We start from the raw sequence: 16959 nt of genomic DNA, 5'->3' as shown, positions 1-16959 counted from the left end.
GGTATTTTTCAATTACTTTTTCCAAGTGTGATGAATGAAGAGTAGCCTAGTCATCTGCTTATTGAAAATTAGCCATGTTACATATTTTAACAAGAAAGGTGTAACGATGTATATCAGCTGGGCGCTTTTCACTTTAAGGTACGATTGAAAAAAACTATTGATTTTTTTCTACTTTTTTCCAATTATTTTTAATAAACTTTATTGACTTTTATATTTTGTGAGCGTACTATAACATCTTGTTTAATATAAAACTTCGATAATAATCATTTGAAGCAAATATGTGTGTAAAGGAGTAAAAAAATTGGATTACTTAAAAAGGTTGTTAGTAGGTAAGCCGTTAAAATCAGCTGACAACGATGACCAGAAATTGACTCGATTTGCGGCGCTTGCTCTGCTTTCATCAGATGCGCTATCTTCCATTGCGTATGGAACAGAACAGATCGTAGTGGTTTTAGTTGCATTGTCGACCGCAGCTATCTGGTATTCGTTACCAATTGCAGCATTTGTCATTATTCTATTGATTTCATTAACGTTATCCTATCGTCAAATTATCCATGCCTATCCCCATGGTGGAGGCGCTTATGTCGTAAGCAGTGAGAACCTTGGTAAAAACGCAGGTTTGATCGCTGGTGGGTCTTTATTGATCGACTATATGTTGACGGTCGCAGTTTCCGTTTCAGCCGGTGCAGAAGCAATTACTTCGGCGATACCAGCTCTATATGAGCATCAAGTGGGAATTTCTGTGGCAATCGTGCTACTTTTGATGATGTTGAATTTACGCGGGTTAAGGGAGTCGGCTTCGTTCTTGCTCTTCCCAGTGTATACGTTCATTATCGTCATCACGTTATTGATTGCTGTTGGTTTGTTTAATATATTAACAGGTGCGATGCCGTTACATGCAACAGCTTTACCAGGTGCTGCTGTACCAGGTGTGTCCATTGCCTTGATTTTACGAGCATTTTCTTCTGGTTCATCTTCACTGACAGGGGTTGAAGCAATTAGTAATGCTGTACCTTTCTTCAAGAAACCACGGGCGAAAAACGCCGCTGGAACTTTGACAATGATGGCGTTGATTCTAGGATTCTTCTTTGTAGGAATTACCTTTATCAACTATTGGTACGGAATTGTCCCTGAAAAAGAAGTAACTGTATTATCTCAAATCGGCCAAGCTGTTTTTGGTCATGGGATCTTATATTACATTTTACAATTTGCTACTGCGTTGATTTTAGCTGTAGCTGCGAATACTGGTTTCTCAGCTTTTCCTGTTTTAGCTTTTAACTTGGCAAAAGATAAATTCATGCCTCATATGTACCAAGATCGTGGAGATCGTTTAGGGTACTCTAATGGGATCATGACTTTAGCATTTGGATCAATCATCTTGCTATTCATTTTCCATGGTTCAACAGAGCGTTTGATTCCATTGTATTCAATCGGCGTATTTATTCCATTTGCGTTATCACAAACAGGGATGGTCATCAAATGGAAAAAAGAAGGCAAGAAGTGGTTAGGAAAATCAATTGCAAATATCGTAGGAGCATTTATCTCATACGCCATCATTGCAATTTTGTTTGTTTATCGTCTAGGCGATATCTGGCCGTTCTTTATCATTATGCCGATCGTCATTTTCATTTTCTATAAGATCCACGATCATTATAAAAAAGTAGCTGAGCAACTTCGTTTAGAAACGGATGCGAAATTACATGATTTCGATGGGAATACAGTACTTGTATTAGTCGGAAATGTGACTCGAGTAAATATCGGTGCGTTGAATTATGCGCGTTCAATCGGTGATTATGTTGTAGCAATGCACGTTTCCTTGGATGAAGATGTGGAAAAGGAAAAAGAGATCGAAACGGAATTTAAGAAGCATTTTCCAGATGTTCGTTTCTCCGTAGTCCATTCGTCTTATCGTTCGATCGAAAATCCGATCATCCGTTATGTGGATCTTGTAAGTAAGAATGCTGCAAAACAAAACTATACAACGACTGTCTTGATTCCACAGTTTGTACCGAACCGTAGATGGCAAAATATCTTGCATAACCAAACAAGCTTACGTTTACGTCTGCGTTTGTCATGGCGAGAAAATATCGTGATCAGTACGTATAGTTATCATTTGAAAAAATAATTGAAAAAAGTGTGGGGAAAGTAAAAAATACTTTCAGCCCACACTTTTTGTTTAGAAATACTTTATCCTTGATTATTCGATGTCTTCGCAGCTGGATCAAGTCGGCGTTCTAGGATTCCTAAGACCCAATCGGTAATGATAGCCATCAAAGCAGTTGGCAACGCACCGGCTAGTATGATTGATGTTCCATCTGTTGCATTGGTCCCACGAATGATGATATCCCCTAAGCCACCTGCACCAACGAAGGCACCAATAGCAGTGATCCCGATGGCTACAACTAAGGCATTTCTGATCCCAGCCATGATAACAGACACAGAAAGGGGAAGTTCGACCATAAATAGCCGTTGTGTAGCTGTCATCCCCATTCCTTTTCCGACATCAAGGATTCCTTTATCTACTTGGATCATCCCAGTGTAAGTATTTTTGATGATCGGTAATAGAGAATAAAGAAAGACGGTCACGATCACTACATTGACACCTAATCCAAGGCCAATCATCAAAATAGAGATCATTGCCAATGAAGGCACCGTTTGGATGATATTTGCCAAGCGAATCACCCAGTTAGCTAATTTTCGTTTGCGAGAAACCATGACCCCAATTGGAATCCCGATGACTGCTGCAAATAATACACCGTAAATCGAAATCAGAAAGTGGCGGATGAATTGTGAAAAGACATAGGCGCCGTTTTCTTGAAAATAAACGATGAATTGTTGAAACCAGTTCATATTTTCCATTACGCTCACTTCCCTTCAAAATAGTGATTTTCTTTTAAAAATCGTTCAGCTACAACAGAAGGCTCAACAAGGTTGTTGTCTGCTTCATAGTTCAACTGCTGCATTTTTGCTGTACTGATGGTGTTGCCTAATTTATTCAATGCTTCTTCTAATCCAGGGGTATTCTTCAATACCTGATTGTCAACAACAGGAGCAGCATCATAAGGAGGGAAGAAGTTGCGATCATCTTCTAACATGACTAAGTCATAGCTTGCAATCCGTCCATCGGTGGAATATCCTAAAACGATATCCATTTTTCCGGCTTCTACAGCGTCGTAAACTAGACCGATCTGCATAGGCAGGATCGAATCAAAAGAGAAGCCATAGGTTGTTTGAAACCCATCGTATCCATCTCCTTTACGAGTGATCCAAGAGGTATCTACACCAGCGACAAGTTGGTCAGCAACATCTTTTAAATCACTGACTTTTTTTAGATTGTATTTTTCAGCCGTATCTTTTCGCACAAGAAAAACGTAGGTGTTTTCAAAACCGTAAGAAGGGAACCATATTTGATCGTATCGTTTTTCAAATTCTTGTTTCACGATAGCAAAAGCTTTCTTAGGATCTTTTTCTGGTGGTAAGTTCAAGGTAGTTGTTAAATCTGTTCCAGTATAACGTGCTGCAGAGATAGAGGCATCGCCATTCATCATCGCTTGATGATTGATCGTGGTTGTCGCCAAGTTGTTGATGATAGCAGTATTTTTATCTGTATAGTGTTCCACCATCCCAGCAACTAAACTAGCCAAAATTTGCGCTTCAGAAGTAATTCCGCCGGTGATAGAGATCGTCTCTTCATCGGTGTTGCTGGCTAAACCAGGAAAAGAACAGCTTGCCAAAAGAAGAGCCGTGACCACAAGTAAGAGACTATTTAGTAATCGCTTCATTCGTCATTCTCCTCTCTTAAGGCAATAGGGGTAAGACGATTTTCTAATAGACCTAGTAAGAAATCTGCCAGTAGTGCTAGGATCGTTACAGGAATTGTTCCAGCGAAGATCAAATCTGGCTGATAGTTATTCAAGCCACTAAAAATCAGATCACCTAAACCGCCAGCACCGATATAAGAGGCAAGCGTTGCCCAAGCGATGACATAAACGGCAGCTAAACGAATTCCTGCCATGATCGTTGGCATAGCAATCGGCAATTCTACAGAAATAATAGACTGGATATTTGTCATGCCCATCCCTTTTGCAACGTCACGATAGTTCCAGTCAACGTTTTTCATGCCAATAAACGTATTTCGCAAAATCGGTAGTAGAGAATAAATAAATAGTGCAATAATGGCCGGTGTTTTTCCGACACCAAAGAGTGGGATCATCAAAGCTAACAAAGCAAGAGAAGGGACCGTTTGTAGCGCACTAGTGATACCGATTACGATATTGGCGATTTTAGGCAGACGAGTTAAGGCTACGCCAAGTGGCACAGCGACTGCGACCCCGAGAATCAAAGCCACAGCGGAGATGTAGATGTGTTCGATACTCTTGTTTAAAATTTCAGCGCCATATTGTTGAAAAAATTCAGTCATCAGTTACTCCTCCTTTGTGTCAACGGAGGTGGATGAACCAATCGCATCGGTGATCGAGTGTTCTTCTCCCCAGATGACATCATAGACGATATCCACCAGAGAAGCTCTTGTCAAAATACCTACGACTTTGTTGTTTTCATCCACAACAGGGACGTATTTCAATCCGCGTTTCAAGATCCGTTGTAAGGTATCACGTAGATAGGCGGATTCTTTTACATAAAAAACATGTTTGTTCAAAATATCACCGACACTTGATACTTTGCCACGTTTTTTATCAAGCGTTTCAACATCAATAAATCCTTTTAGAACATTTGAATTGTCTGTAACTAATAATGTATCGACACGTTTTTCCCGCATGAGTTTGATTGCTTCTTGTAATGATTTTTCAGGCGTGATCGTAATGGCTTTATTCAACATTACTTCGCCTACTCGTGTGGTGTCGGGTTTCGCTTGGAGTAGTCGATCTTCACCGATCAATTCTTCGACAAATTCATTTGCAGGATTACGTAGAATGTTTTGAGGGGTGTCGTATTGGATCACTTTTCCTTCACTCATGATAGCGATCCGGCTCGCTAATTTGATGGCTTCATCCATATCATGGGTAACAAAAACAATCGTTTTCCCTAAACGTTCTTGCAGATCCTTGACTAAATCTTGTAAAGAATCACGAGTAATGGGATCAAGTGCGCCAAATGGCTCGTCCATCAAGATGATATCTTGGTTAGCTGCAAGCGCTCTTACTACACCGATCCGCTGTTGTTGACCACCAGACAACTCATGAGGATAACGGTCAAGCATTTCACGTGGTAGTTCAACCAGGTCGATCATTTTTTCCGCAGTTTTATTGCGTTCTTCTTGGCTGACTTTCAGGAGTTTTTGCACGAGGGTGATATTCTCACGAATCGTCATATGAGGCATCAACCCGATACTTTGGATCACGTAACCGATTTGTCTGCGTAGCTCTACAGGATTGATATCTTGGATCGATTGACCATCGATCAATATTTTTCCTTTCGTCGGATCGGTCATTCGGTTGATCATCCGCATCGTCGTTGTTTTACCGCTTCCGCTGGTACCTATAAAGCAAATAAATTCACCTTTTTCGAACGAAAGATTGACATTATCGACGGCTATTTTTCCACCTTTGTAGATTTTTGATACATTTTGGAATTCAATCATGATGCCACCTCTTCTTCACTTTCTATAAAGACTGTTACTAATAATAGTATGCCTAAAATAACGTAGGAATACAAATGTTGCAGCTGTCATTTGTTCTTAGGTTTTTGCCAATCCGCTGGTAAAAATGGTAGAATGATGGGGCACAAGATAGAAAGTGAGTGACGATATGTTAACAACAGAAGATTTTGATTTTGACTTACCAGAAGAATTGATTGCTCAGACACCGTTAAAAGACCGTGACCAATCTCGTTTACTTGTTTTAGATCGAACAACAGGCGAAATGAAGGATAAACATTTTCATGATATCATTGAAGAATTAAATCCTGGTGATGCACTAGTAATGAATAATACGCGAGTGTTGCCAGCACGTCTATATGGAGAAAAGCCAGAAACAGGCGCACACTTGGAAGTTCTTCTTTTGACAAATACAGAAGGTGATACATGGGAAACGCTGATCAAACCAGCGAAACGTGCGAAAGTAGGCACACGGATTTCTTTTGGGGATGGACGATTGCAAGCGGTGGTCAAAGAAGAATTAGAACATGGTGGCCGCATCATCACATTTGAGTACGAAGGGATTTTCTTAGAAATCCTTGAATCATTAGGTGAAATGCCTTTGCCACCTTATATCAAGGAACGCTTAGAAGACCCAGATCGTTACCAAACCGTTTATGCTAAGGAGAACGGCTCGGCAGCAGCACCAACAGCAGGCTTGCATTTCACGAAAGAATTATTGGATGAAATCGAAGCAAAAGGGGTAGAATTAGTCTATCTTACGTTACATGTTGGTTTAGGAACGTTCAGACCTGTAAGTGTGGACAAAATCGAAGAGCATCACATGCACAGTGAATTTTATCGTCTAACGGAAGAAGCAGCTGAACGACTAAATCAAGTGCGTCAAAATGGCGGGAAAATCGTAGCCGTGGGAACAACATCTATTCGAACACTAGAAACGATCGGTACGAAATTTGATGGAGAAATCAAAGCGGATAGCGGTTGGACTGATATTTTTATTACGCCAGGCTACCAATTTAAAATCGTTGAGGCGTTCTCAACTAACTTTCATTTACCAAAATCAACATTGGTCATGTTAGTTAGTGCATTTGCTGGGAGAGAGCTGACGTTAGCGGCGTATCAACATGCAATTGATGAACGCTATCGTTTCTTTAGCTTTGGCGATGCAATGTTCGTGAAATGATTTTAATAAAGAGCATGAAGCAAAAAACTTGTAATAATCAAAAAACAGTGGTCACAGCAGGATTTCCCTGCTTGAATCACTGTTTTTTGATGTTACTCAGTTTTCTGGCTGATCAACATATCTTTTTAAAGGAATAATATTTAACACTTTTTGGGCATTAGGATAAGTTGCTTGGATAGCGGTCAAAATCGATTGATTTTTCGGATGAACAACATTTCGAACGATTTTTTTCCTCCCCGCAGATTCGAAATAGATTTGATGAACATCCGCATCAGCAAAAATAATTTTTTTTCGCAACAACTCTCTTTGAAAAGGTGGGGCGACATGTCCCCAGTCGAAGAAATCAAGTTGTGTCTGTTGTTGATCAAAATGAATCTTTCGTTTTAAATCGTTTTCTGTCACACAATCATCCGTAAAAATAAATTGATTGAACAGATAGTGATTCCCCAATGAATCGGTTTTTTTATCATATTGAATATAAATTTTACAGTCTAATAAATACATCTTGCTTCCCCCTGAAGAAAAGATAGCACAAATTAGTGTGTAGAAATATCGATATTTTATTTAATTTGAAAATTTTTGAACAAAAAAAAGAGCCAAGCTCTCGATTAGCTTAGCTCTCTCGTATTCGGAAGGAATCGAATAAACAGAAATAAGTGTAACTTTCCATGATTCATGCAAAGTACGGTGTTGAATTTCTTCTTGATAAACAAAAAATCTTGTTTTCGTTACATCTTCAACAGTTGAAATGTTGAAACATCTCTTGTTCCTATTCAATTTTCAGACGTTCATGTTATCCATTTGTTACGTATCTTGTTACTTCTTGTTTTGGATACTCGATCATCCAAACATTCATACGCATTCACTATTTATAAAGTTATACTTTACATGTAATCAGTGGTGAAACCTGTACTTCTAACAACTTTGTTTGCCTATTCTAATCTATCGAGAAATTCTTCTGTTTATTTGAGGTTATCCTCCTTCCTTACACCTATATAATAGCATGGTTTGGTAGCGTTTGCAAAAAAAGCTTTTTTTCTACCTATTTTAATTCAGATGCTCTTAGGCGCTATACTTGAATGGATTAAAAAAAAGATGTTATAGTAAAATTAGTACCTTTTTTGTGCGTACAATATTAAAGGAGGAATAGGATGGACAAATATAAGCAGACGGTGAAAGAAGTAGAGCAGGAAACAAAGACAGATATTGAGCAAGGACTGACGACGGGGGAAGCAGAAAAACGAAGTCAGCAGCAAGGAAAAAATCAATTTGATGAAGCACCAAAAGAATCGATTGCAAAAAAATTTCTACGCAGTTTATCTGATTTTACAACGATCATTTTACTTATAGCAGCAGTCATTTCTTTTTATACTGCGTTTGCAACAGAACATGGCGACTTATTTGAAGGTCTTTTGATCATTGCTATCGTCATCATTAATTCAGTGCTAGCAATCGTGCAAGAAGGAAATGCAGAAAAGGCGTTAGAGTCATTGCAAGATATGAATAAGCAGACGGCAACTGTTATTCGCGAAGGAAAAGTAGAAAAAGTTGATGCAGAAAATCTGGTAGTAGGTGATGTCTTAGTTTTAGAATCGGGTTCTGCTATTGCTGCTGATGCTCGTTTAGTTGAAACGTCACAGTTGCGGGTAGAGGAATCTGCTCTTACAGGTGAAAGTGAAGCGGTCGAAAAAGAGGCAGATTTCATTACTAAAGAAGATGAAGCACTTGGTGACCAGTTGAATATGGTCTTTAAAGGATGTACTGTAGCAGCTGGTCGAGGAAAAGCAATCGTTACGGCTATTGGGATGGACACAGAAATGGGTAAGATCGCTGGTCTGTTGAATGACCATACAGCTCAAAAAACACCTTTACAAATACGGTTGAATCAACTAGGGAAACGGATCAGCATGATTGCACTAGCTGCTGCTGTATTGGTTTTCATTATCGGTGAACTTCAAGGTGAACCATTGCTAGAAATGTTTATGACGTCAGTTTCTTTAGCAGTAGCCGCTGTACCGGAAACATTGACCGTTATCGTTACGCTGACATTGGCATATGGTGTGCAGAAAATGGCTAAAAAACACGCGATTATCCGTCAATTACCAGCAGTCGAGACCTTAGGGACAGCCAATGTCATCTGTTCCGATAAAACTGGTACATTGACCCAAAATAAAATGCGCGTTCGTCGGGTTTGGAGCAAAGAAGATGAAGTAACGGATATCGAGGACTCCATGACAAACAGCGCGATGGAAATCTTGAAAATGGCGGCGCTTTGTACCGACGTTACAGTAGAAAAAGAAAACGATGATCTTATCGTGAAAGGAAATCCGACTGAAGCAGCAATTGTACGTGCTGTAGAAGAAAATTATCATACAAAAGAGGAATTAGAAGAAAAATACCCACGAATTGATGAACTTCCATTTGATTCTGATCGTAAGATGATGACGACGGTTCATCGAATGGGGGAGAAATACATCTCAATTACTAAGGGAGCCTTTGATGTTTTATCTGAGCGCTTTACCTCAGGTGATGTGGAGCAAGCCACTGCTGTCAATGATCGTTTTGGTAAAAATGCGTTACGTGTGATTGCGGTTGGCTATCGAACATATGACGAAGAGCCGCAAGAAATCACCTCCGAAGCGTTGGAAAACGATCTTCGCTTGATTGGTTTGATCGGGATGATCGATCCACCACGACCAGAAAGTAAAGGGGCAATCAAACGCGCGAAAAAAGCGGGCATCAAAACGGTGATGATCACAGGGGATCATGTTGTGACTGCCAGCGCCATTGCAAAAGAGTTAGGAATCTTATCTCATCCATCGGAGGCGCTTTCCGGATCTGAATTACAAGCATTGTCAGATGAAGAACTAGATGAACGGGTACAGGAGCTTTCGGTTTATGCTCGTGTGACTCCAGAAGATAAGATTCGTATCGTAAAATCATGGCAACGAACAGGTGCTGTAGTAGCAATGACTGGAGATGGGGTCAATGATGCTCCAGCTTTAAAGGCAAGTGATGTTGGCTGTGCGATGGGCATTGCAGGGACAGATGTTGCGCAAAGTGTTTCGGATATGATTTTGACAGATGATAATTTTGCTACGATCGTTGATGCGGTAAGCCAAGGGCGCTCGGTTTATCAAAATATCCGTAAGGCAATCAATTTTCTATTGAGTTGTAATATTTCTGAGATTTTCATTGTGTTGATTGCGATGTTATTAGGTTGGGGAGCGCCATCCACGGCTGTTCAGTTGTTATTTGTCAATGTCGTAGCAGATGGATTGCCAGGATTCGCTTTAGGAAGAGAGCCTGCTGAGAAAGGGATCATGGATGAAGCACCGATTCCTAAAAATGAGGGGATATTTGCTCGTGGTCTGATGCAGAAGATCGCCATCAATGCGAGTGTTTTTACAGTCGTTACTTTATTTGGTTACTATTTAGGAACATTTGTAAATACGATCAGTCCATGGGTAGAGGCAAGTCAAGAAGTAGGGCAAACAGTTGCTTTCTTGGTATTGGCGTATTCGTCAATCTTACATGTCTTCAATGTGCGCAGTAGCCAGTCAATCTTCAAAGTGAATCTAGCAACGAATAAATCGTTACTAGAAATGGCTGTTCTATCGATCGTCATCACTACGGCGGTTGCTTTGTTACCATTTACGCAGACACTATTCAATTTAGTCCACATTAGTTTAAATCACTGGCTGTTAGTGGGATTATTATCGATCGTACCGATTGCGGTCGTCGAGTTGATCAAATTCCATCAATTACCAGAAGTAGAAGAAGAGGAATAATGATAAATAAATAAGGTTACTGCTTGGGGCAGTAACCTTTTTTGCTTTATCTAGAACGTTTAAACTTCTTTTGGTAGTTCATTATAAAATGCTGCTTTTGTTGCAGAGATGTAAGGATTCAACCATAGATAGCCGATTCCAAGTGTTAACATCGCTAAAATGTGCCAGCCGATAAAGGTAAGATCCAACCAGAATAATTTTCCTTTATAGCCATCCATCAATTTACGACTTGCTGTGATCGTATCTAAGACGCCAGGTTTTTCTCCAGTATCTGTGACGATATCATAATAGATAAAGTAACTTTGAGAATAAGAATAACTTTTGATGATCCCAGGAATAACCAAAAGTAACGCCCACAAGGTAGTAAAGATTGATGTTAAAAGTGCTAATAAAATGATCCCGCCGATGAACAAACCAGAAAATCCGCGAAAAGCATCTTTAAACGGTTCGATCTGTGTCTTAGTTCCACGTAAGAGATCTAAGTATGTCCAAGAGATCCCGCTCATGAACAATGCACTGATGATAGAAGAGATGATCCCGCCACCACTACTTGCCCCACCACCGGTATTGTTTGCCGCCATATCTTGGACCGCTGTAGGATCACTATAGAAATTGACAAATAGCAAAGCAGTAGGGACAGCAATGATAAGGATAATAGCAATGGCAATCAATGTTGGAATCAGATTCAATAAGACTGCTTGCCCCTAACGACCTCTTAAACTGTCTTTTGCCTGTTGTTTCAGTTCTTTTGAAGATAACATATTTTTCACTCCTTTTTAATTGATGTGAACAGTATAACAAAGAAGAATCATTTTGGCTTTAAAAAAAGTTAGGAGTTATTAAAAAAATTCAAAAAAGGGGTATTAAATAAAAATAGAATAAAGGAAGAGGTCTTGCAAAAAGTAGGTGAAACGATTATGATGGTGGGAGTTGTCATTGCGATTATTTTTAAAGAAAGTAGGGAATTGAATGTCACAACCTGCCATTCGTTATCGTTTAATCAAAAAAGAAAAACACACGGGTGCCCGTCTTGGTGAATTGATTACCCCTCATGGGACATTTCCCACACCAATGTTCATGCCTGTAGGTACATTAGCAACAGTAAAAACAATGTCACCGGAAGAGTTAAAAGCAATGGGTGCGGGGGTCATTTTAAGTAATACCTACCATTTGTGGCTACGTCCTGGCGAAGACCTAGTAGAAGAAGCTGGTGGCTTGCATAAATTTATGAATTGGGATCAGCCGATTTTAACTGATTCAGGAGGCTTCCAAGTCTTCTCATTAAGTGATATGCGAAACATCGAGGAAGAAGGCGTACATTTCAAAAACCATTTGAATGGTTCAAAAATGTTCCTATCTCCAGAAAAAGCAATCAATATCCAAAATAAACTTGGTTCAGACATCATGATGAGTTTTGATGAATGTCCACCGTTTGATGAAAGTTATGACTATGTCAAAAAATCAGTGGAACGGACATCTCGTTGGGCAGAAAGAGGTTTGAAGGCACATGCCAATCCAGATCGACAAGGATTATTTGGAATCATCCAAGGAGCGGGATTTGAAGACCTACGTCGCCAAAGTGCAAAAGACCTAGTCGATATGGATTTCCCTGGCTATTCAATCGGCGGATTATCTGTTGGTGAACCTAAAGCAGAAATGAATCGAGTGTTAGAGTTTACGACACCATTGATTCCAGAAAATAAACCGCGCTATCTAATGGGGGTTGGCGCAGCTGACTCATTGATCGATGGAGTGATCCGTGGTGTGGATATGTTCGATTGCGTGTTACCTACACGTATTGCTAGAAATGGAACATGTATGACTTCACAAGGTCGATTAGTTGTTAAAAACGCGCAATATGCACGTGATTTTCGTCCGATCGATGAAAAATGTGATTGCTATACATGTAAGAACTATACGCGTGCGTATATACGTCATCTGATCAAATGTGATGAAACATTCGGCATCCGTTTGACTTCTTACCACAATCTATACTTCTTGTTGAATTTGATGAAACAAGTTCGTCAAGCGATTATGGATGATAACTTATTGGAATTTCGTGCAGCCTTTTTCGAAGAATATGGCTTTAATAAAGAAAATGCCAAAAGTTTCTAATATTTTTATCTAAATTTATGTAAAAAACTAGTGTCTAGCAGGTTTTTCTGCTAAAGTTGAGTTTGTAGATACATGTTAGCGAGGTGAAAAAAATGGGCTCATTACCAATGTTAGTGATGTTCGTGGTTATTTTAGGAATGTGGTTTTTTATGTCACGCTCACAAAAGAAACAACAACAAGAACGTCAAAGTTTGCTAGATAGCATGAAACAAGGCGATGAAGTAGTGACTATTGGCGGATTGCATGGTGTTGTTTCAGAAGTCGATAATGAAAAACGCACAGTTGTTTTAGACTGTGAAGGGATTTTCTTAGAGTACGATCGAGCAGCAATCAAGACGGTGAAACCTGGGACTACCATGGCAAACGATACTGTCGTTACACCAGTAGAAGAACCAGTTGAACCTAAAGATGCCGAAACAGCTGAAACAGTAGAAGTGAAAGAAGAAATCACTACCACTGTAGAAGAACCAGAGAATCACAAAGAAGTTAAATAAGCAGTTTCACAAAAAGTTGTGAAAGAAGCACTTCGCCTTGAGTAGAAAGAGGTCGAGACAAAAGTCGTTTAGGTTTGAGAAATTGGAGAGAAAAACGAACAATATGCTTTTTTTGTATTGCTCGTTTTCTTGAAATTTCCGAAAAACCTGACTTTTGGACGCCGTTTATTCGAGATTCTGTAGCAAATCTGATGTTTAGATTTGTCCCACATTTATCTTATCGCTGAGGCGAGGCTTCTTAATACAGCTTATTCGAGAGTGTAGGACGCAAGAGATTTTTTACTTGTGTCCTACATTTTTTGTTAGAAAAAATAAGTTTGTTAATAGTTGAATAAGATTGTTTTGTGGGAATGTATACATAGGAAGTTGAAAAAACCTAATACATCTCTCTTTTTTATTGAATTAATAGGGGGTTATACGTATTTTTAAAACTGTGAAAAAAATCACAAAAAGTGTTTACATAAGAAAAGTTTTATTGTATGATGTGTATGTGAAATAATTAACAAATAACCAGGACCTAGTAGGAGGACTATAATGGCTAAAGTAATGGAAAAAGAACAACCAAAAACGATTGATGTCCAAGCAATGATCGATGAGTTAGCAACCAAAGCAAATGTCGCGTTAAAAGAAATGGAAAATTTTGATCAAGAAAAAGTGGACCATATCGTACATGAAATGGCAATGGCAGCCTTAGACCAACATATGCCCCTTGCCAAAATGGCAGTTGAAGAAACAGGCCGTGGAATCTATGAAGATAAAGCTATCAAAAATATGTATGCTTCTGAATACATTTGGAACAATATCAAACATGACAAAACAGTGGGTGTCATCAACGAAGATACCCAAAAAGGATTGATTGAGATTGCTGAACCAGTTGGTGTCGTTTGTGGGGTAACACCGACAACGAATCCTACTTCAACGACAATCTTCAAATCAATGATCGCTTTGAAAACAAGAAATCCGATCGTATTCGCATTCCATCCAAGTGCTCAAAAGTCTTCTGCTGAAGCAGCACGTATAGTACGTGATGCAGCGATTGCAGCTGGCGCGCCAGAAAATTGCATCCAATGGATCGAACATCCATCAATCGATGCGACATCTGCGCTAATGAATCATCCGGGTATTGCAATTGTATTAGCAACTGGTGGAGCAGGCATGGTCAAATCAGCTTACTCAACAGGGAAACCAGCATTAGGTGTGGGACCTGGTAATGTACCTGCCTACATTGAAAAAACAGCAAAAATCAAACGTGCAGTAAACGATTTGATCGTTTCAAAAATATTTGACAACGGTATGATCTGTGCTTCTGAACAAGCGGTGATCGTTGACAAAGAAATTTATGCAGCTGTAAAAGCAGAATTCCAAGCACATCAAGTGTACTTCGTGAAACCTACAGAACTTTCACAATTAGAAGATGCAGTGATGAATGAAGGAAAATACGCAGTCAATCCAGCAATCGTTGGTCATTCTGCTGTAGAAATCGCAAAATTAGCAGGTATCAAAGTACCTGAAGGAACAAAAATGTTAGTAGCGGAACTAGCAGGTGTTGGTGCAGATTATCCGTTATCTCGCGAAAAGCTTTCACCAGTCTTAGCAATGGTCAAAGCAAATAGTACGGAACACGCTTTTGAATTATGTGAAGGAATGCTTAATTTGGGCGGATTAGGACATACAGCAGTTATTCACTCAGAAGATGAAGATCTACATGTGAAATTCGGTTTACGTATGAAAGCTTGCCGTATCTTAGTGAATACACCATCAGCAGAAGGCGGAATCGGAAATATTTACAATGAAATGATTCCATCTCTAACATTAGGCTGTGGTTCATATGGGAAGAACTCTGTATCTAGAAACGTCTCAGCGGTGAACCTAATCAATGTCAAAACTGTAGCGAAACGGAGAAATAATATGCAATGGTTCAAATTACCACCAAAAATCTTCTTTGAAAAGAACTCTTTGCTTTATTTAGAAAAAATGGAAAACGTGGAACGCGTGATGATCGTTTGCGATCCAGGTATGGTTCAGTTTGGTTATTGCGATACGGTTCGAGAAGTATTGGCACGTCGTAAGAATGATGTGAAAATCGAAGTCTTCTCAGATGTTGAACCAAACCCTTCAACAAATACTGTTTATGCGGGAACAAAACTAATGGCTGATTTCAAACCAGATACAGTGATCGCTTTAGGTGGAGGATCTGCAATGGATGCGGCTAAAGGCATGTGGATGTTCTATGAACACCCAGATACTTCTTTCTTTGGTGCAAAACAAAAATTCTTAGATATCCGTAAACGTACGTATAAAATCGATAAACCAGAAAAAACTCAATTTGTATGTATCCCGACAACTTCAGGAACGGGTTCAGAAGTGACACCATTTGCCGTTATCACAGACAGTGAAACACATGTGAAATATCCATTGGCTGATTATGCATTAACACCAGATGTGGCAATCGTTGACCCGCAGTTTGTAATGTCAGTTCCAGCATCAGTTACTGCAGATACAGGTATGGACGTGTTGACACATGCAATCGAATCGTATGTTTCAGTAATGGCCTCAGATTATACAAGAGGATTAAGTTTACAAGCAATCAAAATAGTCTTTGACTATTTAGAAAAATCAGTGAAAACACCAGATATGGAATCACGTGAAAAAATGCATAATGCTTCTACAATGGCTGGTATGGCGTTTGCGAATGCGTTCCTAGGTATTTGTCACTCAGTCGCACATAAAATCGGTGGAGAATATGGTATCCCACATGGTCGTACGAATGCGATCTTGTTACCACATATCATCCGCTACAATGCAAAAGATCCACAAAAACATGCAATGTTCCCTAAATATGATTATTTCCGTGCAGATACAGATTATGCAGATATTGCAAAATTCTTGGGTCTAAAAGGAAATACAACGGAAGAACTAGTGGAAGCTTTAGCAACAGCTGTTTATGAATTAGGACAAGCTGTAGGAATCGATATGAATTTGAAAGCACAAGGTGTGACACAAGAAATATTAGATTCAACAGTTGATCGTATGGCAGAACTTGCATACGAAGATCAATGTACGACAGCAAATCCAAAAGAACCGTTGATCAGCGAATTGAAACAAATCATTGTTGATGCGTATAACGGGTAATCAATAAGCAACCTAGTCAAATAAAAAAGTCTCTCGAATCAAAGGACGAATCCGAATAGAAATCAAGTTTCTCACCTGATTTCTATTATGGAAAAACGTTTCTCGATTGAGAGGCTTTTTTGTGTTTAGCACTGTTCTAACAATGATCGTTTTGCTATTTTCAATAAAGTTGTTTATAAGAAATAATAGTTTTATTTCACTAAGAATAGCATGATAAACTAATAATTACGATAGGAAATGAAAAGGAGAAATGATATGGCTACAGAATCGAACTATGAAAAAATAAATGAGGACAAACGAAAAACAGAACTTAGAAAAAGAGAACAAGAGTTAAAAAGGCTAAAAAGTTCAGAACAAGAATTGTCAAGATTCGATGATAGTAAAATGGATCGAATCCAACACTTGAAACAGGAGATAAAGGCGCTTGGAAATCCTAATCGAAATGTAGCACATAAGGCACTTTATGAGATGGAAGTCTCTAGTTTAAAAGCGCAACGATCTAGTTTAGAAAAAAACTAGGTGGCAGACGTATTGAAGATAGTGCTATAAGCAAATGGGAAGCGGAACTAAGAGGCGTAAATCAAAAAATAAAAAATTTCGATAAACAATATGCATATCTTAGACAACAGA

The 16959-nt window shown here is 39.1% G+C and carries 12 protein-coding genes and 1 pseudogene; 7 read left to right on the top strand and 6 right to left on the bottom strand.

The features are described 5' to 3' along the window. The first annotated feature begins 301 nt into the window (after nt 1–301). Nucleotides 302–2125, top strand: a complete 1824-nt coding sequence (locus IGI47_RS00335) for an amino acid permease (protein ID WP_123862702.1) — start codon at nt 302–304, stop codon at nt 2123–2125. A gap of 62 nt (nt 2126–2187) precedes the next feature. On the opposite strand, the gene IGI47_RS00330 is transcribed toward IGI47_RS00335, so the two are convergent. The 4 genes from IGI47_RS00330 to IGI47_RS00315 are packed head-to-tail and all read right to left on the bottom strand — an operon-like array spanning nt 2188 to nt 5599. Beyond that, the gene (locus tag IGI47_RS00330; RefSeq protein WP_376716948.1) at nt 2188–2859 is read right to left on the bottom strand and encodes an ABC transporter permease; all 672 of its coding nucleotides are present in this window, start codon (nt 2857–2859) and stop codon (nt 2188–2190) included. 5 nt (nt 2860–2864) lie between these two features. Beyond that, nucleotides 2865–3782, bottom strand: a complete 918-nt coding sequence (locus IGI47_RS00325) for an osmoprotectant ABC transporter substrate-binding protein (protein WP_311930474.1) — start codon at nt 3780–3782, stop codon at nt 2865–2867. Further along, nucleotides 3779–4420 (bottom strand): ABC transporter permease, encoded by a 642-nt coding sequence (locus IGI47_RS00320; protein WP_005875373.1) that lies wholly within the window; start codon nt 4418–4420, stop codon nt 3779–3781. The genes IGI47_RS00325 and IGI47_RS00320 overlap by 4 nt, the downstream gene beginning before the upstream one ends. Nucleotides 4421–4423: 3 nt before the next feature. Further along, complete coding sequence (locus IGI47_RS00315) at nt 4424–5599, bottom strand: betaine/proline/choline family ABC transporter ATP-binding protein (protein ID WP_311930472.1); 1176 nt, start codon at nt 5597–5599, stop codon at nt 4424–4426. Between the two features lie 166 nt (nt 5600–5765). Here IGI47_RS00315 and queA point away from each other — a divergent pair, with 166 nt between their 5' ends. Next, complete coding sequence (gene queA / locus IGI47_RS00310) at nt 5766–6797, top strand: tRNA preQ1(34) S-adenosylmethionine ribosyltransferase-isomerase QueA (RefSeq protein ID WP_005875377.1); 1032 nt, start codon at nt 5766–5768, stop codon at nt 6795–6797. A 96-nt stretch (nt 6798–6893) separates the two neighbouring features. Here queA and IGI47_RS00305 read toward each other — a convergent pair whose 3' ends face one another. Further along, the gene (locus IGI47_RS00305) at nt 6894–7301 is read right to left on the bottom strand and encodes a hypothetical protein (RefSeq protein WP_311930470.1); all 408 of its coding nucleotides are present in this window, start codon (nt 7299–7301) and stop codon (nt 6894–6896) included. A gap of 647 nt (nt 7302–7948) precedes the next feature. On the opposite strand from IGI47_RS00305, the gene IGI47_RS00300 reads away from it, so the two are divergent. After that, entirely contained in the window at nt 7949–10588 is a 2640-nt protein-coding gene (locus tag IGI47_RS00300; RefSeq protein ID WP_438782994.1) for a cation-translocating P-type ATPase, read from the top strand. A gap of 59 nt (nt 10589–10647) precedes the next feature. Here IGI47_RS00300 and IGI47_RS00295 read toward each other — a convergent pair. Further along, nucleotides 10648–11349: pseudogene (locus tag IGI47_RS00295) on the bottom strand (DUF975 family protein). A 208-nt stretch (nt 11350–11557) separates the two neighbouring features. Here IGI47_RS00295 and tgt point away from each other — a divergent pair. From tgt to IGI47_RS00275, 4 genes are all read left to right on the top strand, one after another. Further along, nucleotides 11558–12703, top strand: coding sequence for a tRNA guanosine(34) transglycosylase Tgt (gene tgt, locus IGI47_RS00290; RefSeq protein WP_311930467.1), 1146 nt, complete (start codon nt 11558–11560; stop codon nt 12701–12703). Between the two features lie 92 nt (nt 12704–12795). Further along, nucleotides 12796–13197: a preprotein translocase subunit YajC gene (gene yajC, locus IGI47_RS00285; protein WP_438782992.1), complete on the top strand. Its 402-nt coding sequence runs from the start codon at nt 12796–12798 to the stop codon at nt 13195–13197. A gap of 534 nt (nt 13198–13731) precedes the next feature. Next, nucleotides 13732–16329, top strand: a complete 2598-nt coding sequence (gene adhE / locus IGI47_RS00280; RefSeq protein WP_438782990.1) for a bifunctional acetaldehyde-CoA/alcohol dehydrogenase — start codon at nt 13732–13734, stop codon at nt 16327–16329. 255 nt (nt 16330–16584) lie between these two features. After that, nucleotides 16585–16848 carry a hypothetical protein gene (locus IGI47_RS00275; RefSeq protein WP_438782988.1) on the top strand — a complete coding sequence of 88 codons (264 nt, stop codon included), beginning with the start codon at nt 16585–16587 and terminating at the stop codon, nt 16846–16848. Nucleotides 16849–16959: the final 111 nt, after the last annotated feature.

Origin of the sequence: Enterococcus sp. AZ191 (genome assembly GCF_051713845.1) — a bacterium.
GTDB lineage: Bacteria > Bacillota > Bacilli > Lactobacillales > Enterococcaceae > Enterococcus_B > Enterococcus_B durans.
Note: the sequence above shows the minus strand (reverse complement) of the source record. Positions and strands in the feature narration are given on the sequence as shown.

Coding starts and splice junctions, on each gene's coding strand:
- IGI47_RS00330 (WP_376716948.1), bottom strand. CDS start 2,859: ATGGAAAATATGAACTGGTTTCAACAATTCATCGTTTATTTTCAAGAA.
- IGI47_RS00325 (WP_311930474.1), bottom strand. CDS start 3,782: ATGAAGCGATTACTAAATAGTCTCTTACTTGTGGTCACGGCTCTTCTT.
- IGI47_RS00320 (WP_005875373.1), bottom strand. CDS start 4,420: ATGACTGAATTTTTTCAACAATATGGCGCTGAAATTTTAAACAAGAGT.
- IGI47_RS00315 (WP_311930472.1), bottom strand. CDS start 5,599: ATGATTGAATTCCAAAATGTATCAAAAATCTACAAAGGTGGAAAAATA.
- queA (WP_005875377.1), top strand. CDS start 5,766: ATGTTAACAACAGAAGATTTTGATTTTGACTTACCAGAAGAATTGATT.
- IGI47_RS00305 (WP_311930470.1), bottom strand. CDS start 7,301: ATGTATTTATTAGACTGTAAAATTTATATTCAATATGATAAAAAAACC.
- IGI47_RS00300 (WP_438782994.1), top strand. CDS start 7,949: ATGGACAAATATAAGCAGACGGTGAAAGAAGTAGAGCAGGAAACAAAG.
- tgt (WP_311930467.1), top strand. CDS start 11,558: ATGTCACAACCTGCCATTCGTTATCGTTTAATCAAAAAAGAAAAACAC.
- yajC (WP_438782992.1), top strand. CDS start 12,796: ATGGGCTCATTACCAATGTTAGTGATGTTCGTGGTTATTTTAGGAATG.
- adhE (WP_438782990.1), top strand. CDS start 13,732: ATGGCTAAAGTAATGGAAAAAGAACAACCAAAAACGATTGATGTCCAA.
- IGI47_RS00275 (WP_438782988.1), top strand. CDS start 16,585: ATGGCTACAGAATCGAACTATGAAAAAATAAATGAGGACAAACGAAAA.